A 20,443-nucleotide genomic window follows, 5' to 3' on the forward strand; every position below is an offset into this window, starting at 1 on the left:
TAATATCTTTAGAGCCATCAATTAAGATTTTAAGGTAAGGATTGATGAGTAAAACGAATCATAGCCTTACCGTTGTGCATAATGCGAAAATCGTGCTAAATTGAATATTTGAACTATAAAAGCCAGCCGCACAAACAGCACATTTGGTTTTTTGCCAACACATAAGCCAACGCTTAAAAAACCAAAAGAGCTGTTTTTTGCCAACGCTTAACCGAAATGAGGAAAACCATAATCTGAATTAAAAAAAAACGTATTTTGAAAGACTTAAAACCAACCGAAAAAATATGGAGTTAATCCAAAAGAACCCTTACCGAATTGCGGGTATTCTCTCAAATGCAACTGCAAAAGAATTTGAAAGACAAAGAGGGAAAATCAGAGCGTTTGCAAAAGTGGGAAAAGAAATAAAATCTGACTACGACTTCCATATTCTTTCAGAGATTACTCGAACCGAAGATTTAATCAACAAAGCTTTCTCAAATGTTGAACAAAATCAAGATAAAGTGAATTATGCTTTATTTTGGTTCTTAAATGCAAATCCTTTTGACAATACAGCACTTGACTATCTAAAAAACGGGGACAAACAAAAGGCAATTGAAATCTGGGATAAAGTAACCCAAAACAAGGATGTAAATTCTAAGAACTTTTCAGCTTTTAATAATTTGGGAACTTTCAGATTATTAAGTCAAAACAAAGAAGAAATCAAAGAAGGTATTGAAGCTAAAATAAAACTGATAGAATCAGAATACTTTAAGAACTTTGTTCATTCTGTTGCAGATGAAACCTTTACGATTGACAACAAAAAACAAATAGAAATATTGCTTGATGAATTGCTGACGCAATTCAAAAACCAATATTCCAGTTCTGAAACTTTACAATTGTTCAGTAATTGCAATGGTTCAACACAGAAATATCTTTCAAAAAAGTTTACAGAAGAACCAATATACAATATTGAAAGTCAAATTGAAAGCACAAAAAACAAAAGAAACAAGAATAAAAGTAAAGCCTATCAATTCGGATTGAATTTAGCTACAAAATGTAAAAGTGATTTAGTACTTCTACAATCTTTACTTGGAACAACTGACTTGAAATATAAAACAATTGCTGACAAGCTTGCAAATGAAATAATGCAATGTGGTATCGATTATTTCAATGAAAGTCAAGAAAATGATTCTGGTGATAATTACCTTGAGTCTGCACAGAAACTTACAAAAATAGCCGATAGAATAGCCGTTGGGAAATTAACTAAAGACCGAGCAAAAGATAGTCTTGCTTCACTCGAAGAAATGAAAGACAAAAGTCTATCGCAGACAGTTGAATTATTACAATCAGTAAAAGATGCTTATGAAACAAATGAAACAGCCATAAGAGCACAGGTTAAAGAGTTAGAGGAAACAGATGTTGAAATAAGATTAGGAATGAAATCTATAAATCAATTTGCTGTAGAGGAAAATATTAAAAATTCAATAAATTGGAAAGAGGTAAATAATTTGCTAGATGCAATTTTGGATGACAATAGTTTAGAGAAGATTAAAGACAGTTCTAATTATGAACTTAAAGCAGAATTTATTGAATTGACAAAGTGGTTAAAAGAACATTCTTCAAGTAACTCAACCATAACTAACATAGTTTCTAAATACAAAAATATACCACCAAAATTATCTTTTGAGATTTTATCATCCGAGATTACAAATACAGACAACAATCCATTGTACACTAAATTTGTGAGGTATATTGGATTAAACCTCTATATAAAAGTTGAAAGTCCTACTTCTGTAAACTTTTACCTTAAGTATATAAATCCTGATGGTAGCCTCAAACGAAACACAAAAATTTCACCAATTGGATACTCTCAATCAACGACAAAAGAAATAAATAATGATTTAAAAACAATTGAGTTACCAGGTTGGGGAAATTCTGATGAATGTACGTATGCGATAGGAGAACACCGTATCGAAGTATATGTGGATGAATATTTGATTCATAGCAAAAAATATGTTGTTGAATTAGCACCTTCTGAAAGATTACAAAAGGAAATATCAAGTGCTGAAAAGGAATTAAGACAAATAAATCAGACTAATTTCGTCGAAAATGAAATTAGATTTGCTCGCAATGAAATGAGCGATATCCAAAAGTTCAAACTGTTTAGAGGTAGTTCTAAAAAGGAGGAACAAATTCAATCCCAACAAAAAATAATTGATCAGCTCACAGAAAAATCAAAAGAAGAAAAGAGAAGAAATATCAAATCTCAAGAAGAAAAGATTTATAAATTAAAAATGGAGCTTTCAGCAGCAAAATACTAACAATGAGAAAAACACTACTAATAATTGCTTTTTTAGGAGCAGCCAATCTTTTTGCTCAAGAGCAACCAAATACTGAATTAATTGAGACAATTAAAAATTTACAAACTCAAATAAACCAACAGCAATCAGATATTCAAAAACTTTATTCCGAATTGAATAAAGAATACAGAACATATCGCATTGTTAAAGAAGATTTGAACCAAACAATTATTGACAATCAAGTAAAAGTTGTGGATAGTTTAAACACTCTAATTAGCAAAAGCAAGCAAGAATTATCTTTTATAAACAAGCAACTAAACACAAAAATTCAAAAAGCAGATGAAAACGCAAATTCTAAAATATCAGAATTAGACAGTAGTTTAGGTAAGAGCCGTTTGTATTGGATAATTGCAACTTTGGCAACACTTTTATTAGGTGGTTTGGTTTATTGGTTATTAGGCAAACGTATTCAATCGAGTAAAACAGATGTTGAAACTCAAATAAAGAATACCAAAACCGCTTTAGAAGAAGAAAGCGTGAAATTAGACAACAAATTGGTAGACGTTTTGGAAACACAATTGAAATTAAAACAAGAAGAAACTAAAGTACAACCAACAACATCAAATGAAAAAGCAGACCATTCTTTAGCACTAAAAGTAGCAGATGAAGTAATAAGGATTCAAAAGAATTTGAGTAGAATGGATGATAAAACAAAAGGTTTGAAACAGTTAAATTCATCTGTAAAACGGATTCAAGACAACTTTACTTCAAATGGCTATGAATTAGTAGATATGCTTGGAAAAGAATACAATGAAGGAATGAAAGTAACTGCAAATTTCACACCTAGCGAAGATTTAGAAACAGGAAAACAAATTATATCACGAATTATAAAACCACAAGTAAACTTTAAAGGAGAGATGATACAAGCAGCTCAAATTGAAGTTAGTGTAGGCGAGTAAAAAATATCAAATGGCAAGAACAAAAATTGATTATGGAATTGATTTAGGAACTACAAATTCTGCAATTTCAAGAATGGAAAATGGAGAAGCAACCATTAAAAAAACGGACACATTGAAAGACACAATGCCTTCCTCTGTTTACATAAACAAAAAGAAAGCAATACAAGTTGGAGATAGTGCCTACAATGTTTTAAAACGAGATAAATTAAGAGCTATGAAAACCTGGAATGATTCTGATTCCAATTCATATATCGAGTTTAAAAGAACAATGGGCAGCGATAAAACTTATACAAGTTCAAACCTTGGTAAAGATTTAACTTCTGAAGAATTATCTGCTGAAGTTTTAAAGACATTAAAATCTTTCGTAAAAGATGAAAATGTAAATTCTATAGTTATTACAGTACCAGCAGCTTTTAAAAACAATCAAAAAGAAGCAACTAGAGAAGCTGCAAAATTAGCAGGTTTTGACCATATTGAATTATTGCAAGAACCTGTTGCAGCATCAATGGCTTATGGTTTGTTTGAGAGTTCTAAAGATAAAAAAGATGGTTTTTGGCTTGTTTTTGATTTTGGTGGAGGAACTTTTGATTCAGCACTTTTAAAGGTTGAAGAAGGAATAATGAAAGTAATTGATACAGAAGGAGACAATTATTTAGGTGGTAAAAATTTAGATTTTGCAATTGTTGATGAGATCATATTACCATACTTGCAAGAGAATTTTGTGATTGATAGCATTTTAGCAGATGATTCAAAAAAGCAAATTTTACGTAATGCAATGAAAGGATTTGCAGAAACTACAAAAATTCAATTATCATTTAAAGATGAACACAATATACTTTCCGATTTAGGAGAAATTCCCGCGGAAGATGATGAAGGAGAAGAACTTGAATTAGATATTACTGTTACACAAACTGACATATCAAATGCACTTTCACCAGTTTTTCAAAAAGCAATTGACGTTAGCAAAAATCTTTTAGAAAGAAATAATTTAAAAGGCTCGTCTTTAGACTCGTTAATTCTTGTTGGTGGACCAACTTTTTCACCTGTATTACGAAAAATGTTGGAAGCACAAATATGCAAACCAGATACAAGTGCAGACCCAATGACAGTAGTTTCAAAAGGTGCTGCTTTGTATGCTTCAACCGTTGACGTTTCAGAAGAAGTAAGAGAACAAACAAGAGATAAAACTAAAATTCAGTTAGAAATAGCAAACGAATCTTCAACAGTAGAAACAGAAGAATTTGTACCAATCAAAATTTTAGCAGACAAAACAGAAGGCGAAATCCCTGAAAAAGTATTTGCAGAAGTTACTAGAGGAGATAAAGCGTGGTCTAGTGGAAAAATTGAAATAAACACTATTGGCGAAATTGTGGAAATTCAATTGAACGAAGGCAAAACAAATATTTTTGATGTTGTTTTATATAACGATAAAGGAGATATTTTAGAAAGTGAACCTTCAAATTTTAGCGTAATTCAAGGCTCGAAAATTGGAAGTGCTACATTAGCCTATAATGTTGGAATAGAATTAAAAGACAAAACAACAGGGAAAGTGCGTTTCAAAACCATTAAAGGGTTAGAAAAAAACCAATCTATTCCAGCAGTTGGCACTTTAAATGGGTTAAAAACACAAAAACAAATTCGCCCAGGAATGGATTCTGATTTTATCAAAATACCTGTATATGAAGGAGAACATAACGCTGAAGGCACAAGAGCTATCTATAATGAACACGTTAAAGATATTATAATAAGTGGTGCAGATTTGCCATCACTATTACCTGAAAATAGTGATGTTGATTTAACCGTAAATATTGATAGGTCTGAAAAAATAACAGTAACGGCTTATTTCCCTTACTTGGATTTTTCATATGAAGCAACTGTTGAAAGGACTGTTTCATCTATTGAAACTGATTGGTTAGCAAACGAAATTAGAAAAGCTAAAGGAAGTATTGCTGAATTGAAACAAGATGAAAATTCTGAAAATGCCAAACTTCAACAAATTGAAACTGAATTAAAGCAGATAGAAAAGTCGTTTGAGAACAATAAGAATGATATTGATGGCAAACAAGAAGTTTTAACTGATTTAAGAAAGTCATTAAAAGAGATTGACGTATTAAACGAAACAACTGAATGGCCAAAATTAGAAGAGGAACTCAAAGAAGAATTTTACAGATTAGAAAAAGTCAACAATGATTTAGGAAATGATAAAACCACAGAAGTAGTTAATCAATTCCGTAACCAATTAGAAGAAGTTATAAGGGGCAAGGATGTAAAACTTGGTACTACCTTATTAGAAGAAATTAATATGTTCTTCTTTAAATTAACCGAAATATATCAGTTTATTGGAATGCTAAGAGATTTTAATGACAATTTTGGAGACTATACTTGGAGTGATTCTAATAGAGCAAGACAATTAGTAAATAAAGGAATTAGTATGATATCTGAAAATCCTGACAAGGAAGAATTGAGACAGATATTAATTTCATTATATAGCTTATTACCACAAGATGAAGTGCCTAGTGGAGACAATAATGTTTTAGTAGGTTAAGATAAATGAGCAAAACAAATCACATATTATCAAAAGGACAAAGTATTGAAAACAAATACATAGTAACTTTCTTTTTGAAAAAAGGAAGTTATGCCGAATCGTATCGTGTAAAAGACCATGAAGGAATAACAAAATTATTAAAACTGTTTGCTTATTCTAAATTAGACAGAACACAATTTAATGAGAATGGTGACATTTTAGAAATTGAGATTTTAAAACAAATTAAACATCCTAATTTGGTCAAGTATTGTGATAAAGGCGAATTGCTTTTAGAAAAACAAAAATATGCTTTTGTAATTCTCGATTTTATTAGTGGAGAAACTTTGGCTGATAAAATGAAGCGTGAGCAAACATTTAATCCTTATGAAGCAAAAGATGTGATTTCAGGCGTTTTAAACGGATTAAACTATTTACATAATCTTGATAATCCAGTTATTCATAATGACATTACGAACTTAAATATTATGACTGATTTATCAGGTAAAGTAACAGTTCCCAAGATTATTGATTTTGGTTACGCTAGATATTTAAGCCAATCGAACAAGGACTTTTTAAAAGATGGTTTAAACCCATTTTATCAAGCCAACGAAAATTTCAACAAAGTGTTTTCTGTGAAAAGTGATATATTTTCAGTTGGTGCTTTATATTATCATTTACTTTTTGGTTTGCCACCTTGGTTTGTTGAAATTTCAAAGTACAAATCCCATAAGATAAAATTAGAAGATGCTGTTTTAGAAGAAAGAAATAAACCTTTAAAGTTTGACGAATCTAATATTAAAATTGACCAACAAACTATAAAAATCATTAGCAAAGCATTACAACCAAATGCAGAAAATCGTTTTAAAAATGTAAAGGAGTTTATTCAAGCTATTAACGGAGAGTTAGAAATCAAACAAGTTTCTAATTCTAACGAATCAACCAAACCAAAATTAAAAAACATAAAAAAAGGTCAAGGTTTCAAAGCAATTGCAGGAATGCAAGAACTTAAAGAAACCATACAATTAGATGTGATTGATGCTTTAAATGACAAAGAAAAATATGCAGAATATGGTTTAACAATTCCCAACGGAATGTTGCTTTATGGTCCACCAGGTTGTGGAAAAACATTTTTTGCAGAACGAATGGCGGAGGAAATTGGGTTTAATTTCTACCAAATAAAGCCTTCTGATATTCAGAGCAAATTTGTAAATCAATCGCAAGAAAATATTAAAACCCTTTTTGATGAAGCTCGTGAAAACGCACCAAGTATCATTTTTATTGATGAATTGGATGCTGTTGTTCCAAATCGTGATAATTCAAGTGTAAATCATATGAATACAAGTGCTGTAAATGAATTTTTAGCACAAATGAATAATTGTGGTGATGATGGTGTATTTATTATTGGAGCGACAAACAGACCTAATTCTATTGACCCAGCGATTTTAAGAGCAGGTCGTTTAGATAAAGTAATCTATTTACCACCACCAGATTTTGAAGCTCGTGAATTGATGTTTAAATTACATTTAGAAAAACGACCAAGGGAAATTGGTTTAGACTACTCTAGTCTAGCAAAATCTACAGAAAATTATGTTTCAAGTGATATAAAGTTTTTGTGTGATGAAGCTTCGAGAACTGCATTAAAAACAAAATCCAGAATTTCAAAAGGAATTCTACTTGAAACAATAAAACAAAATCGTTCTTCAATTTCTTTAAAAGAATTGAATAGTTATAAATCTATTAAAGCTAAAATGGAAGGCTTAACAGATAATACTAACCAAAGACCAACTATTGGTTTTAAAAACAACTAAAATGGAAACAATAAACTTTGACAAATTATTATTAAAGACTGCGTTTTCTTGTATGGCTTGTGATGGAGATATTGACAAGAGAGAAGTGAAATTGATAAAAAAATTACATAAAGAGAAAAAGACTTTTGGCGAAATAGATTTTAATACAGAAATGGATAATTTACTAATCACAATCAATAAAGATGGCCACCAATTTTTAAAAGATTATTTTATTGAACTTACATCTTCTAACCTAACGCAAGCAGATGAATTAAAATTAGTAGAAGTCGCAATAGATACAATTAAAGCAGATGATAAAGTTGAGTATAGTGAAATTAAGTTTTTTAAAGTTATTCGCTCTAAATTAAAAATATCTAATCAACCAATATTGGACAAACATCCTGATTTTGAAGACTATTTAGAACAGGATATTATAAACAAATCATATTTATCAAGACTTCAAGAAGATTTTTTTAATACGCATACTTCAAATAAATTTGAGTTAACTAGTAAAATAGATAGCGACACATTTGATAGCTTAAAAGAAAGCAATGAAGAATAGCGGTACAATAATAAAAATTGTATTAGCAATATTATTGTTATTATGCTTATTAGATATGCCTTATGGATTTTATCAATTAGTGCGTTTTGCTTCATTAATCGGTTTTGGAATTTTAGCATATTCAGCAAGTGAAAAGGAAAGTAAAACGGAAATGATTATTTACGGAGGACTTGCACTACTCTTTCAACCGTTTTTTAAAATAGCACTCGGAAGAGAAATATGGAATATTGTGGACGTAATTGTCGGAATAGGACTTATTGCAAGTTTGATAATTAGTAACACAAAAAGCCAGCGCTAAAAGCCATGCACATTTACAGTCGCATCATCCAAGCTTCACCAAAACTGTAAAAGAGTATGTCTTTGCCGACGCTCAATCTGAACTAAATAACAAACATCGGAAAACTAATCTGAACGCAAAAGCACTATGCACAACAACGTGTATAAAACATAGCTAATATAGGCTTTTCGAGAGGTTTTTGTATATTTACAAAGTACGCCAAATTTTTTATTTGGTTATATTTAGAAAAAAAATTAAACATAAAAATAAAAAATTCGGCTCGTGCTAAATCCGAAAAGTTAGCGTTTATTTATACGCTACGTTTCATACACAAGACCGTTGTACACAAGGCTGAAAAAACTCACGATAACGAATGAACGATAGAATTATAAATTGGAATCTTGACCCAGTAATTTATTGGATAACAGAAACTTTCCCTTTAAAATATTATGGATTGTTTTTTATGGCTGGAATTCTTTTAGCACATTACGTTGCGAAACGAATTTACATTAAAGAAAATATACCGGTTGAAAATTTAGAAAAGTTATTTATTTACGTTGTTGTAGGAATACTTTTGGGAGCAAGACTCGGACATTGTTTATTTTATGACCCTTCATATTATTTTGCAAACCCACTCGAAATTTTACTGCCAATTAAAAAAATCGGAGAGACATATCAATTCATCGGATTTCAAGGGTTAGCAAGTCACGGAGGAACAATTGGAGTTTTAATTGCAATCGGAATTTATTGTAAAAAGTATAAAACAAATTTTTTATCGGTTTTAGACAGAATTGCACTTGTTTCACCAATAGTAGCTGCGTTTATAAGATTTGGGAATTTTATGAATTCTGAAATTTATGGAAAACCGACAAACGGAAATTGGGGAGTTATTTTTCAAAGAGATGATTTAATACCAAGACATCCAACTCAACTTTACGAGGCATTTTCATATATTTTAATATTTGGAATATTAATGCTAATCTATAACAAGAAAAAAGTAAAAGCAAACGGACTGATTTTAGGCGTGGCTTTAATTTTAATATTTTCCGCAAGATTTATAATCGAATTTTTTAAAGAAAATCAAGTCGATTTTGAGAGCGGAATGTTAATTAATATGGGACAAATCTTGAGTATTCCTTTCATTATTATCGGACTGATTTTAATACTTGTGAGGAAAAGTCGAGTAGGTAAAGGGGAATCTCACCCCTAAACCTCTCACAGAACCGTACGTGATAGTCTCCCATCATACGGCTCTTCAAGACCGAAGCATGTATATATCCATCAATGCTTCGCTGATTTAACCAAATCATCCTCCGTAGAGTTGTAAGAATCAAATCATTATTGGTCTTGCTAACCCCTTCGCTACGTCTAATTTTCAAAAGACATCTCTTTGATACTTTTCGCTACTACGAGTTAGTCCGCCACTCCTTTTGTGTATTGGTACTCTTGGGCTTGCCCTTTGGGGTTATACCGTTCTCCCTTAACACCACATAAGAAGTTTCTCCTGTTCCGTAATTGAGCTGTAAGTAAAGCTCCTGCCCTCTTTATGCCGATTGCCACTTGACCAGTAAATAGGTTTCTCCCGTCAAGTTCTGTCTCGCAAGACCGCCCATCCATCGATTTTGACAATACTAAAGTTGTTTACGACACTTCTACAAGGGTTCAATCTCATCTCTTTCAGCTTCTTTACTCCTACCATAGCTTAACTTAACTACTCATTATACAAAAATGGTAGCGCCTTTTACCTTATCGCTCAAGACCAACTCGTGAAAAGTAAGCCCCATAAGGCGGTTTGACTGATATGCCTAACATCCCAGCCGAGAGACCAATCCTCACTTTTTTTTTCCGTACTTCCACTTGAAACTAATGCCAAGGTTGTTTCTAAAAAAAAATGAGCCTCTCATCTCAATTACAGTTTTGTTGCTCCTTATTTATTTTACTAAATTGTATCCCAAAGCAACGCAGGACACACGACATTTCACAACACTATATATAGCAAATTGGGCGATTAGTGTTTAATCGAAAAATTGTTGTCTATTTGCAAAGTCGCCAAATCTTTTGATTTGGTATTAAAAGAGAAAAATTAAAACAAAATACAAAAAATTTGGCTTGTGGCTAAACCGAAAATAATCGCTTGTTTTCTACCCAACTTACCATATATTTAACGTTAGCCACAAGCAAAAAAATCCGTGATTAAATCAAAATTACGTAATAATTTATTATTTTTGTACGTAAAACAAGTTTTATGGACAAAAAATTGACATTGAGTTTAGACAAATCAATTATCGAAAGTGCAAAGGATTATGCCAAATCGAATAACATTAGCTTGTCGAAACTTATCGAATCTTATTTGACAACGCTGACCAAACGAAAAAGAAATTCAACGGAAATCACACCTCTCGTTGAAAGTTTAAGTGGAGTAATTAATCTTGATGAGGATTTTGACATAAAAGACGCTTATACTGATTACCTAATTGAGAAATATAAATGAGCAGATTATTAATTGACACGAATATTGTAATAGATTTACTTTCAAAAAGAGATAAATTCTATGATGAAGCTGCCGATTTATTTTCTCGTGCTGACAAAAAAGAATTAGAACTGACTATTTCATCCTTAACATTTGCGAACACAAACTATATTCTTTCCAAACTCAAATCAGCAAAAGAAGCGAGAGAAATATTGAGAAAATTTAAAGTACTCGTTGAGTTATTAAGTTTAGATGACAAGATTACGGAATTAGCTTTGAGCGATGATAATTTTCCGGATTTCGAAGACGGATTGCAATATTATTCTGCTATCGAAAATCAAATAGAAATCATTATCACGCGAAATAAAAAGGACTTTAAAAATTCGAAAATTCCTGTTTTAACTGCGAAAGAATTTTTAGCTCGGAAATAATGCCAGTGGCTAACAAAGAACTGTGGTAAAAAACAACCGAATTTTACTTAATTTCTAACCAGTACACTTCTATATCCGTCATCATATATTAATCCTGATTTTGCTATAGCAAAAGCCTGTTTTAAGAGCTTATTACAGACAGCTATTAAGGCTAGTTTTTTACTCTTTCCTTTGGCTACTATTCGATCGTAAATTGCCTTGCATGCTTTGTTGTATTTACAAGCATTAAAACTGCACATAAACAGTAGGTTTCTTAACTTCTGGTTACCTATTTTACTTATTCGTGATCTTCCATTTATGCTGGTTCCGCTTTGCCTTATAATAGGTATTAATCCAGCATAACTGCATAGCTCACTTCCACTTTTAAAACGCTCAAATCCATCGGTTAAAACAACTAACATAAAAGCAGTCTTCTCTCCTATTCCTGGAATGCTTTTTAAACGAGTTAGGACATCATGATGCACCTGTTTTACTAAGGCTAGCAACTTATCCTCTATTAATTTTATTTCCTTCTGTACTTGTTTTAAACTCCGTTTTATAGAACTTACAACTACTTTACATGGATTTCCTAAAACGGCCACTGCATGTAATTTATTTTATTCATGGTGCTTTGTTTAGTCAGCACGGATAGTAATCTTGTCATTTAAAGGCATTGAATTTGATCTTTAGAATTACCTTGCCAAAGCTTTAATTTTACATCTTTGGCATATTCACAAATCAACTTTGAGTAACTTTTATCTGTCTTTTTTTTTGATAGATGTCTTTCTTTAATTCCGCTTTCGCGAAAGCGAACTCGTAAAAGTCAAGGGTATAATTATTATACAGATAAAGGATTCTCTACTGAAACTTTAATACCTTCTTCTTGTAAATAATAAGCTAATTGGTAATGATAATATCCCGTAGCTTCCATTACACAGTGACTATTAAAATCTAACAATTTTACGAACTTTTTAAAGCCCGAAATACTATTTTTAAACTGATAGTATTTACCATCGGAATCGGTAACATCAAATACCAAATGACTAATGTCTATTCCGAAATATTTAATATCTTTATTCATAACAAAATGTTTTTTGAAAGGACAACCTACGCGAGTTTCAACAACTTAAAATCGAGGTCTTAAAAGCCTCATAGAACTGTACGAAATCTGTGTAGAAAAGAGAGGGGATTTTCAATATTGAAGAGATCATAGTCTCTGCGTATATAATAACCTTATTCCTCTCTTTTGTTCTTTCTATTTATAAGTCTTTAATTTAGTGATTTCAAACTTAAGAAGTATATAATTTATTGCTGGCTTCTTGCCTACTTGCGAAAGTCCTCTCGGATTTTCTATTCGGTTTTTATTTGCTAACTTTAGTGCTTAAACACGCAACAAAACATATACAACCACGTTAGGTGTAATAAAAAAATGAGACCGCTAAAATCAATAGAACTTAAATTATTAGAAAGACTTACCAACGGTCAATTTGATATTCCTCAAATGGTGCAAGAACTAAATGATGGTAAAATAGGTTCAATATCATTTGACATAGAAAACTCACAATCACGTAAAAGACAAATAATCTCAGCAGAATATATTGATAAAGACGGAGTTTTAGTTGATATCGAATTGACTTGTGACAATAATGATAAACTTTTCGAATTGGATTTTTGTAAAGTTGACTTTAGTCACCTAATCTCTTTTCCAACTTATGAAAGCTTGAAGTTAAAAACTCCCAACAATGAAAATACCAAGAATAAAAGGAGTAATAGAACGAAGAATTTTAATCAATTACCAAATTGACAAAGAAGTTTTGACTAATTATCTACCGGGACCTTTTAAACCCAAATTAGTGAACGGAAAAGGAATTGCAGGAATTTGTCTAATAAGACTAAAAGAAATAAGACCTAAAGGTTTACCTAAACAAGTTGGTATTTCCTCTGAAAACGGAGCACATAGAATCGCTGTTGAATGGACTGAAAATGGAGAACAAAAAGAAGGGGTTTATATTCCACGAAGAGATACTTCTTCAAAACTAAATTCCTTAGCTGGAGGAACTATATTTCCTGGAATTCATCATTTAGCAGATTTTAAAGTAAATGAGAGTGATGGTAATTACGAAGTTGGGTTTATTAGTGATGACAAAACTTCACTATCAATTAAAGCAAAAGAGACTAAAATTTGGAATAATGAAAGTGTATTTGAGAACCTTCAATGTGTGTCTGATTTCTTTGAAGATGGTTCTATTGGATATTCACCAAACAAAAATGGCTATGATGGACTTGAATTGAAAGCCTATGATTGGAAAGTGTCCCTTTTAAATGTTGAGAATGTGAAATCGAGCTTTTTTGAGGATGAGAGTATTTTTCCAAAAGGCTCAGTAAAATTTGATAATGCACTTTTAATGAAAGACATTGAACACGAATGGATAGGGTTGACAAAAATAAAGTCGAGTAGGTAAAGGGGAATCTCACCCCTAAACCTCTCACAGAACCGTACGTGATAGTCTCCCATCATACGGCTTTTCTTAACAAGTCATGGCATAAATCCATATTGCCAGTGTACAAACATTGTAGGATACTGCTTTGCAGTTTCTTGTAACAATTTGTAGGCAGCAAACCAGTGTTTATGACTAAATCGCCGATATTTGTTACGTACCCATTTTGCCAGTCGTTTGTTCAAAAAACCAAACACATAGTGTAATTCACTCATTCGTACCTTGCCGTAGTAATGAATCCAACCTCGTACTTTGTCAGCTATGATGCCTTGTCTTAAATACGGTACATACTTGTGCAATAGTAATGCTGCCACAAATAACTGGCGTGAACAAAGCACAAAGCGCCTTATACCTTTGCCCGTTACCCATAATTCTGAAAAAACGAAAGTTATCAATTTGGTAACTTTTTTTAGTATATTTGCGTCAAACAAATTAAAGTGAAAATATTTTCGAGAGGAACATTACGGGATTTTTGGGAAAAGCACGGTAATTGCGAATTACAATTGAAGACGTGGTATCGCGAAACTGAAAAATCAAATTGGTCAACTATTAACGACCTCAAATCGGAATACCCAAATGCAAGTATTTTAAAAGAGAATCGGATTGTTTTTAATATCAAAGGAAATGATTACCGATTGATTGTAAAATTTAACTTTGAGTATCAACTTGCGTGGGTACGTTTTATAGGAACGCACGCAGAATATGACAAAATTAACGCAAACGAAATTTAAGATGAATATTAAACCAATTAGAAACGAGGCAGATTACAAACGAGCACTTAAGCGTTTGGAGGTAATCTTTGATGCTAAAAAAAATACTGAGGATGGCGACGAGCTGGAAATTCTTGCAATAGTTATTGACAACTACGAAACGGATAATTTTCCAATCGGAATGCCAGACCCAATCTCAGCTATTAATTTTAGAATGGAGCAAATGGGACTGAAACAAAAAGACTTGGTCGAAATGATTGGTTTTAAAAGTCGAGTAAGCGAAATAATGAACAAAAAACGCAAACTGACTTTAGATATGATTAGAAAACTAAACGAAAAGTTACATATCCCAACAGAAGTGTTGATACAAGATTATTAAAGACATCGCGGAAAGCACTATGGGTAACAATGTATAAAAAACATAGGGCTGTTCAGGCTTTCTGAGAGATCTGTGTTTATTTATAAAGTCGCCAAATTTTTAAATTTGACGATTTTCCAACAAAAAAGATAAATAGTAAAATTTAAAAATATGGCTTGTGCTTCATCCGAAAATAATTTTCTAATTTGCACGCTACGAGCCATATACTAGACCGTTAGGCATAATTAAAGAGACCAAATGACAGAAATTGAATATTTAAACTCTGAACCTATAAAAGAAGGTATTAACAAACTTTCTAATAACATAAGAACAGAAAGAAGTGATTTAGAAAATTACCTATCACTTTATGCCGATAAATCTATTATAAGTCGATTAGATAACAATAACAATCAGGTCATTTTTGGCCGAAGAGGTACAGGGAAAACACATTTATTATACGCTTTTGAAGATTCAATACAAAAAAAAGCAAGCGAAAAAGGAGAAATCTCAAGTTTCCCTATTTATATAGATTTACGTAAATTTTTGCCTTTATTTACTGCTAATTCTAATCCGAACGTTGAAACTTCAATAATTATATTTCAATCATTACTAAATGAAATAGTAAATAAAATACTTGATCATTCAAAATATATCTTTGGAACAAATGAATACGGGACTTATTCAAAACTAGAACTAGAACGAATTGAAAAACTGAAAAATATTCTAAAAAAGATAAATATTGAGTTTGATGGTAAAGTATTTAAAAAACTTGGAGATTTTGAATTTTCAGTTGAGGAACAAAATAATCTTAAGAAAAGTTTAAATGTATCTACAGAAAATGCTAGTTTAGGTATAAACAAAGAAAATGGCTCAAAAGTAAGTTATTCTCAAGATAATATACAATACATTTCATTCAATGAAATTTCTAAAATATTAGATGATTTAACATACCACATAAATGGAGTTAGGATATTATGCTTACTTGATGAATGGTCAGAGATTCCTATAAATCTTCAACCATATTTAGCTGAGTTATTGAAAAGAACTTTTATTGCATCTAATTATACTTTTAAAATTGCTGCTATTCCATACAGAACAAGACTTCGGTCAACAACATATGGTAATATAAAAATAGGGCTTGAAGAAGGTGGCGATATTTTTCCAATAAATATTGATAATAGATATATATATGAAAAAGATAAAAACACAACACGAAATTTTTACAATGAGCTTTTAAGAAATCACCTAATTCAGATAGATAAAGAAGTTTTTGAAGAAATTGATGAGAATAAATTCATCAACATATTTTTTGCAACACAAGCACTATCTGAAATATTAATTGCATCAGCTGGCATTCCTAGAGATTTCATCAACTTATTTATACTTTCTTACAATAATAGAATAAATAAAAAACAACGAATAATATTAAAAAATGTAAGAAATGCAACAACAGAATGGTATTCATCAGATAAAAAGGAGGAAATAGATAAAGACCCACTTACTAAAAGGTTTTTTGAAGATTTAGTAAATCAAATTGTAATAGAAAAAAATAAAACACACTTTTTATTACCTCAAAGATTTTCAGACAATTTACAGATTAAAAAACTTGTAGACTTAAGAGCTTTACACTTGAGAGAAAAAGGTATCTCTCACCGACATATACAAAGTAAGAATTATGATGTTTATTCTATCGATTATGGTAGTTACACAAGTCTAGATATTACAAAAAACACACTAGACACTGATTTTAATGAAATGATAAATCAAGTAAAAACTATTGAAAATATTAGAGATGCTAGGTCTCTTTCAATAGAAGATGAGTTTTTTGATAAGTTTAATTTAGCTGTTGGCCAAGGAATAAAATGTCCTACTTGTTCAAAAACAATTGACACAAACCATTTAGCATACATCAAACAGAAAATTTGTAATAATTGTTTTGAGAAAGTTAAATAAAACTACACACAACAAAGAACTGTTGTAAAAAACAAGCGAATTTCACTTAATTTCTAACCAGTACACTTCTATATCCGTCATCATATATTAATCCTGATTTTGCTATTGTAAAAGCTTGTTTTAATAGCTTATTACACACCGCTATTAAGGCTAATTTTTTGCTCTTCCCTTTGGCTACTAATCGATCATAAATTGCTTTGCAAGCATAGTTATATTTACAGGCATTAAAACTGCACATAAATAATAAATTTAGGAGCTTTTGATTCCCTATTTTACTAATTCGTGGACGTCCTTTTACACTACTCCCACTTTGACGAATTACTGGTGTTACACCAGCGTAACTACACAATTCACTTCCGCTTGTAAAACGATCAACACCATCGGTCAAAACAACTAGCATTAATGATGTTCTGGAACCAATTCCTGGAATACTTTTTAAGCGTGTTAAAACATCCTGATGCACTTCTTTTACTAAAGCTAACAATTTATCTTCTATCATTTTTAGCTCTTTCTGAACCTGTTTTAAACTGCGTTTTAAGGAGCTAACTACTACTTTACATAGGTTGCCTAAAACGGCCACTGCATGTAATTTATTTTTATACATGGTGCTTTGTTTAGTCAGCATGGACAGCAGTCTTGTCATTTAAAGGCATTGAATTTGATCTTTAGAATTACCTTGCCATAGCTTTAAATCTACCTGTTTTGCATAAACACAAATCTGCTATGAATTATTCTTGTCTGTCTTTCTTTATTTTTTGTGAGATGTCTTTCTTTAATTCCGCTTTCGCGAAAGCGAACTCGTAAAAGTCAAGGGTATAATTATTATTCAAATAAAGGATTCTCTACCGATACTTTCTTACCTGATTCTAATAGATAATAAGCCAGTCGGCAGTGATAATATCCCGTAGCTTCTATTACACAATGACTATTAAAATCCAACAATTTTTCCAACTTTTTAAAGCCTTAAAAACTATTTTTAAACTGACAGTGTGTACCACCGGAATCGGTAACATGATATACCAAATGACTAATGTTTGTTCCGAAATATTTAGTATCTTTATTCATTATAATATTTCCTTTTTGAAAGGACAAGCTACGCAAGTTTCAACAACTTAAAATCGAGGTTTAAAAGCCTCATAGAACTGTACGAAATCTGTGTAGAAAAGAGAGGGGATTTTCAATGTTAACGGGATCTAAAGTCTCTGCGTATATAATAAACTTATTTCTCTCTTTTTTTCTTTCTATTTATACGTTTTTAATTTAGTTATTTCAAAATTAAGACGTATGTAATTAATTGCTAGGTTCTTCCCTACTTGCCAATATTCCTGCGGAATATTCACAGGTTGGTAAATGTTTATTAACTTAGTTCCTTAACCACACAACTAACCATACACAAACACGTTCAGGCCAATTACCTGCAAGCTGAAAAAATATCTAAATGCCAATAGAAAACATACCTGAAATGTACATTAAGAACAAGCAAAAAAAATATGACTTGTTCGTGTATGATTTTAAAATGACCAATGATGTTGTTAAAACTAAGGTCAATTTAGGAATGAATATGTTTAGCTTTTTACAAGTTGGAAAAAAGCAAGTACATTTTGCAGGAACAACAGTTGCAGTAAACAAAGACCAATCTTTACTGTTAAAAAAAGGGAATTGGCTTTGGACAGAGTTACTAGATACAGAGGCTATTTATTATTGTAAACTTTTCTTTTTTTCAGAAAAAAAACTAAAAGAGTTTCTAGAAAAGCATACAGAAAACAGCAAAATAGTAAAAGAAGAAACGCCTTATTTCATAATTAGAAATGACTCATATATTAGTTCATATCTAAATTCATTATCCACAATTAGTGAAGCGCCAACAGTTTTTGCTGATAATTTACTTTCAGTAAAATTTGAAGAATTGATGCTTTATCTTCTACAGAAATATGGAAAAAAATTTGAACTGTATCTTCATTCTTTGATCATTAAGGAAACTTCACCTTTTAAAAAAATTGTAGAAAGCAAAATACATTCAAATTTAAAGTTAGAAGAAATTGCTTTTTTATGTAATATGAGTTTATCTACTTTTAAACGCCATTTTATTAGAGAATATAAAACATCACCTGGTAAATGGCTTCAGGACAAACGACTTCAAAAAGCAAAAGAGACTTTAGAGCACGATAATTTAAAACCTTCTGACATTTATTTGGATTTTGGTTATAACAATCTTTCAAACTTTAGTATTGCCTTTAAAAACAAATTCGGATTTAATCCAAGTGAAATAACTTCATAAACATCTTGTTTCAGCTTCTTTTTTATGCCTGACCTTTTTTCATAAGTTACTGAACTTTTTTAGTAACTTATAAAGACAACTCTCATTGTAGTTTTACATCAGAATAATAACAATACTAAAATATAAAATTATGAACATTACATTAGAACAAGCAGAAAAAGCAATAGTAGCAGCAAAACAAAAATCTACAGCAATTGACACAAAAATGAATATTGCAGTTGTAGATGCTGGAGCAAATTTAGTAGCATTTGGTAGAATGGATGGTGCCTGGTTAGGGTCACTTGATATATCAATTAAAAAAGCAAAAACAGCTCGTTTTTTTGATATGAATACTGGAATTATTGGAGAGTTATCTCAACCAGGACAACCTTTATTTAATATCGAACATTCAAATAGTGGATTGATTACTTTTCCAGGTGGTGTACCAATTAAAAACGCAAATGGCGAAATTATTGGGGCAATAGGAGTAAGCGGAAGTTCGGTTGAAAACGACCATACTGTTGCAGAAGCTGGAGCATCAGCAATTTAATAACTGACTAATTAATATGAAGAGACTGTCTCATTAATTTAAGGCAGTTTTTTTTGTTTTAACTAAGTATTAAAATATTGATTTTCAAGTGTCTCAGAATGGACATTTTTAGGAATAGATGAATAACCTATGACATGCACTAATTCTAAATTTGTGTTGTAATTTTGCTATTGTTAAAAATTTAAAATAAACTAGTAATGAGAATTATTAAAATTGCACTTTTATTTGTTGTAATCGCTTCCTTAACAAGTTGTGCATCGGGCTACAAAATGATTGAGCCTGAAAAAATTAACTATGTATCAACTAACGTAAATGACAATGTAAAACTTGAATATAAGTATGATTTACTTGACAAAAAATACGCAAAAAAGGAAGTGAAAAAAGGAGTGAAATTAGTTGCTATTAAAATAACTAATGATTCTGAAAAAGACATAATGTTCGGTAGAGATGCAAAATTGACATACGAAAATGGAACTGAGATTTATGTGATGGAGAATAGTCAAGTATTTAAAACCTTAAAACAAAGTCCTGCATCCTATCTGTGGTATTTACTGTTAACACCTGTAAATCTATATACTACAGGATCAAATGGAGAACAAACGAGTTCAACACCTATAGGACTTATAGTTGGTCCAGGTTTAGCCGGAGGAAATATGATTGCAGCTGGAACTGCTAATAAGAAATTCAAAACTGAAATGTTGGAATATAATATTAATGGAACTTTGATTAAAAAGGGGGAAACGAAATATGGACTAATCGGAATTAAATCTGATTCATTTGATTCGCTTAAATTGAAAATTGATTAATTAAAAGTTAAGAAATAATTGGAAAGTTGTCAAATTAAAAAAT

Annotated in this window: 20 protein-coding genes and 1 pseudogene; 17 read left to right on the forward strand and 4 right to left on the reverse strand. The window is 31.0% G+C overall.

Annotation, left to right across the window (positions count from 1 at the left end; genetic code table 11):
• The first annotated feature begins 284 nt into the window (after positions 1-284).
• The 9 genes from Q0838_RS11110 to Q0838_RS11150 all read left to right on the forward strand — a co-directional run bounded on the left by Q0838_RS11110 (position 285) and on the right by Q0838_RS11150 (position 11,289).
• Positions 285-2,300 carry a hypothetical protein gene (locus Q0838_RS11110; protein ID WP_298954869.1) on the forward strand — a complete coding sequence of 672 codons (2,016 nt, stop codon included), beginning with the start codon at positions 285-287 and terminating at the stop codon, positions 2,298-2,300.
• A gap of 2 nt (positions 2,301-2,302) precedes the next feature.
• Positions 2,303-3,238: a hypothetical protein gene (locus Q0838_RS11115; protein WP_298954870.1), complete on the forward strand. Its 936-nt coding sequence runs from the start codon at positions 2,303-2,305 to the stop codon at positions 3,236-3,238.
• 10 nt (positions 3,239-3,248) lie between these two features.
• Positions 3,249-5,783 (forward strand): Hsp70 family protein, encoded by a 2,535-nt coding sequence (locus Q0838_RS11120; RefSeq protein WP_298954871.1) that lies wholly within the window; start codon positions 3,249-3,251, stop codon positions 5,781-5,783.
• Between the two features lie 5 nt (positions 5,784-5,788).
• A complete protein-coding gene (locus Q0838_RS11125) occupies positions 5,789-7,570 on the forward strand; it encodes an AAA family ATPase (RefSeq protein WP_298954872.1) in 1,782 nt (593 codons plus the stop codon).
• Between the two features lies 1 nt (position 7,571).
• On the forward strand, positions 7,572-8,111 hold the full coding sequence (locus tag Q0838_RS11130) for a hypothetical protein (RefSeq protein ID WP_298954874.1): 540 nt from the start codon (positions 7,572-7,574) through the stop codon (positions 8,109-8,111).
• Positions 8,101-8,409, forward strand: a complete 309-nt coding sequence (locus Q0838_RS11135; protein ID WP_298954875.1) for a DUF6804 family protein — start codon at positions 8,101-8,103, stop codon at positions 8,407-8,409. Before Q0838_RS11130 ends, Q0838_RS11135 begins: the two co-directional genes overlap by 11 nt.
• Positions 8,410-8,761: 352 nt before the next feature.
• Entirely contained in the window at positions 8,762-9,598 is an 837-nt protein-coding gene (gene lgt, locus Q0838_RS11140; RefSeq protein ID WP_298954877.1) for a prolipoprotein diacylglyceryl transferase, read from the forward strand.
• Positions 9,599-10,633: 1,035 nt separating this feature from the next.
• Entirely contained in the window at positions 10,634-10,879 is a 246-nt protein-coding gene (locus Q0838_RS11145; RefSeq protein WP_298954879.1) for a DUF6364 family protein, read from the forward strand.
• Positions 10,876-11,289 (forward strand): PIN domain-containing protein, encoded by a 414-nt coding sequence (locus Q0838_RS11150; protein ID WP_298954881.1) that lies wholly within the window; start codon positions 10,876-10,878, stop codon positions 11,287-11,289. Before Q0838_RS11145 ends, Q0838_RS11150 begins: the two co-directional genes overlap by 4 nt.
• Before the next feature lie 47 nt (positions 11,290-11,336).
• On the opposite strand, the pseudogene Q0838_RS11155 reads toward Q0838_RS11150, so the two are convergent.
• A pseudogene (locus Q0838_RS11155) lies at positions 11,337-12,349 on the reverse strand (IS110 family transposase).
• A gap of 348 nt (positions 12,350-12,697) precedes the next feature.
• On the opposite strand from Q0838_RS11155, the gene Q0838_RS11160 reads away from it, so the two are divergent.
• Both Q0838_RS11160 and Q0838_RS11165 read left to right on the forward strand, forming a co-directional pair.
• Positions 12,698-13,072, forward strand: coding sequence for a hypothetical protein (locus tag Q0838_RS11160; protein WP_298954884.1), 375 nt, complete (start codon positions 12,698-12,700; stop codon positions 13,070-13,072).
• Complete coding sequence (locus tag Q0838_RS11165) at positions 13,011-13,730, forward strand: DUF2071 domain-containing protein (protein WP_298954885.1); 720 nt, start codon at positions 13,011-13,013, stop codon at positions 13,728-13,730. Before Q0838_RS11160 ends, Q0838_RS11165 begins: the two co-directional genes overlap by 62 nt.
• A gap of 74 nt (positions 13,731-13,804) precedes the next feature.
• On the opposite strand, the gene Q0838_RS11170 is transcribed toward Q0838_RS11165, so the two are convergent.
• Positions 13,805-14,080, reverse strand: a complete 276-nt coding sequence (locus tag Q0838_RS11170) for a group II intron maturase-specific domain-containing protein (RefSeq protein WP_298954887.1) — start codon at positions 14,078-14,080, stop codon at positions 13,805-13,807.
• Positions 14,081-14,203: 123 nt separating this feature from the next.
• On the opposite strand from Q0838_RS11170, the gene Q0838_RS11175 reads away from it, so the two are divergent.
• The 3 genes from Q0838_RS11175 (at position 14,204) to Q0838_RS11185 (ending at position 16,787) form a co-directional block, all read left to right on the forward strand.
• On the forward strand, positions 14,204-14,497 hold the full coding sequence (locus tag Q0838_RS11175) for a type II toxin-antitoxin system HigB family toxin (RefSeq protein WP_298954889.1): 294 nt from the start codon (positions 14,204-14,206) through the stop codon (positions 14,495-14,497).
• Position 14,498: 1 nt separating this feature from the next.
• Positions 14,499-14,855 carry a helix-turn-helix domain-containing protein gene (locus tag Q0838_RS11180; protein WP_298954891.1) on the forward strand — a complete coding sequence of 119 codons (357 nt, stop codon included), beginning with the start codon at positions 14,499-14,501 and terminating at the stop codon, positions 14,853-14,855.
• Positions 14,856-15,092: 237 nt separating this feature from the next.
• Positions 15,093-16,787 carry a hypothetical protein gene (locus Q0838_RS11185; RefSeq protein ID WP_298954893.1) on the forward strand — a complete coding sequence of 565 codons (1,695 nt, stop codon included), beginning with the start codon at positions 15,093-15,095 and terminating at the stop codon, positions 16,785-16,787.
• 46 nt (positions 16,788-16,833) lie between these two features.
• Here Q0838_RS11185 and Q0838_RS14400 read toward each other — a convergent pair whose 3' ends face one another.
• Both Q0838_RS14400 and Q0838_RS14405 read right to left on the reverse strand, forming a co-directional pair.
• Positions 16,834-17,391 carry a transposase gene (locus Q0838_RS14400; RefSeq protein ID WP_366942040.1) on the reverse strand — a complete coding sequence of 186 codons (558 nt, stop codon included), beginning with the start codon at positions 17,389-17,391 and terminating at the stop codon, positions 16,834-16,836.
• 218 nt (positions 17,392-17,609) lie between these two features.
• Positions 17,610-17,738: a hypothetical protein gene (locus Q0838_RS14405; RefSeq protein WP_366942041.1), complete on the reverse strand. Its 129-nt coding sequence runs from the start codon at positions 17,736-17,738 to the stop codon at positions 17,610-17,612.
• Between the two features lie 487 nt (positions 17,739-18,225).
• On the opposite strand from Q0838_RS14405, the gene Q0838_RS11195 reads away from it, so the two are divergent.
• The 3 genes from Q0838_RS11195 (at position 18,226) to Q0838_RS11205 (ending at position 20,400) form a co-directional block, all read left to right on the forward strand.
• The gene (locus Q0838_RS11195; RefSeq protein WP_298954895.1) at positions 18,226-19,065 is read left to right on the forward strand and encodes an AraC family transcriptional regulator; all 840 of its coding nucleotides are present in this window, start codon (positions 18,226-18,228) and stop codon (positions 19,063-19,065) included.
• A 130-nt stretch (positions 19,066-19,195) separates the two neighbouring features.
• Entirely contained in the window at positions 19,196-19,594 is a 399-nt protein-coding gene (locus tag Q0838_RS11200; RefSeq protein WP_298954898.1) for a heme-binding protein, read from the forward strand.
• Between the two features lie 197 nt (positions 19,595-19,791).
• The gene (locus Q0838_RS11205; RefSeq protein ID WP_298954900.1) at positions 19,792-20,400 is read left to right on the forward strand and encodes a hypothetical protein; all 609 of its coding nucleotides are present in this window, start codon (positions 19,792-19,794) and stop codon (positions 20,398-20,400) included.
• The last annotated feature ends 43 nt before the right edge of the window (positions 20,401-20,443 follow it).

It is taken from the genome of uncultured Nonlabens sp., from assembly GCF_947495285.1.
GTDB lineage: Bacteria > Bacteroidota > Bacteroidia > Flavobacteriales > Flavobacteriaceae > Nonlabens.

What these genes read in the sequence shown, in the direction of transcription:
- Q0838_RS11180 (WP_298954891.1), top strand. Translation starts at nt 14,499, where the DNA reads ATGAATATTAAACCAATTAGAAACGAGGCAGATTACAAACGAGCACTT.
- Q0838_RS11135 (WP_298954875.1), top strand. Translation starts at nt 8,101, where the DNA reads ATGAAGAATAGCGGTACAATAATAAAAATTGTATTAGCAATATTATTG.
- Q0838_RS11205 (WP_298954900.1), top strand. Translation starts at nt 19,792, where the DNA reads ATGAGAATTATTAAAATTGCACTTTTATTTGTTGTAATCGCTTCCTTA.
- Q0838_RS11130 (WP_298954874.1), top strand. Translation starts at nt 7,572, where the DNA reads ATGGAAACAATAAACTTTGACAAATTATTATTAAAGACTGCGTTTTCT.
- Q0838_RS11115 (WP_298954870.1), top strand. Translation starts at nt 2,303, where the DNA reads ATGAGAAAAACACTACTAATAATTGCTTTTTTAGGAGCAGCCAATCTT.
- Q0838_RS11165 (WP_298954885.1), top strand. Translation starts at nt 13,011, where the DNA reads ATGAAAATACCAAGAATAAAAGGAGTAATAGAACGAAGAATTTTAATC.
- Q0838_RS11120 (WP_298954871.1), top strand. Translation starts at nt 3,249, where the DNA reads ATGGCAAGAACAAAAATTGATTATGGAATTGATTTAGGAACTACAAAT.
- Q0838_RS11145 (WP_298954879.1), top strand. Translation starts at nt 10,634, where the DNA reads ATGGACAAAAAATTGACATTGAGTTTAGACAAATCAATTATCGAAAGT.
- Q0838_RS11125 (WP_298954872.1), top strand. Translation starts at nt 5,789, where the DNA reads ATGAGCAAAACAAATCACATATTATCAAAAGGACAAAGTATTGAAAAC.
- Q0838_RS11110 (WP_298954869.1), top strand. Translation starts at nt 285, where the DNA reads ATGGAGTTAATCCAAAAGAACCCTTACCGAATTGCGGGTATTCTCTCA.
- Q0838_RS14400 (WP_366942040.1), bottom strand. Translation starts at nt 17,391, where the DNA reads ATGTATAAAAATAAATTACATGCAGTGGCCGTTTTAGGCAACCTATGT.
- Q0838_RS11200 (WP_298954898.1), top strand. Translation starts at nt 19,196, where the DNA reads ATGAACATTACATTAGAACAAGCAGAAAAAGCAATAGTAGCAGCAAAA.
- Q0838_RS11160 (WP_298954884.1), top strand. Translation starts at nt 12,698, where the DNA reads ATGAGACCGCTAAAATCAATAGAACTTAAATTATTAGAAAGACTTACC.
- Q0838_RS11185 (WP_298954893.1), top strand. Translation starts at nt 15,093, where the DNA reads ATGACAGAAATTGAATATTTAAACTCTGAACCTATAAAAGAAGGTATT.
- Q0838_RS11150 (WP_298954881.1), top strand. Translation starts at nt 10,876, where the DNA reads ATGAGCAGATTATTAATTGACACGAATATTGTAATAGATTTACTTTCA.
- lgt (WP_298954877.1), top strand. Translation starts at nt 8,762, where the DNA reads ATGAACGATAGAATTATAAATTGGAATCTTGACCCAGTAATTTATTGG.
- Q0838_RS11195 (WP_298954895.1), top strand. Translation starts at nt 18,226, where the DNA reads ATGCCAATAGAAAACATACCTGAAATGTACATTAAGAACAAGCAAAAA.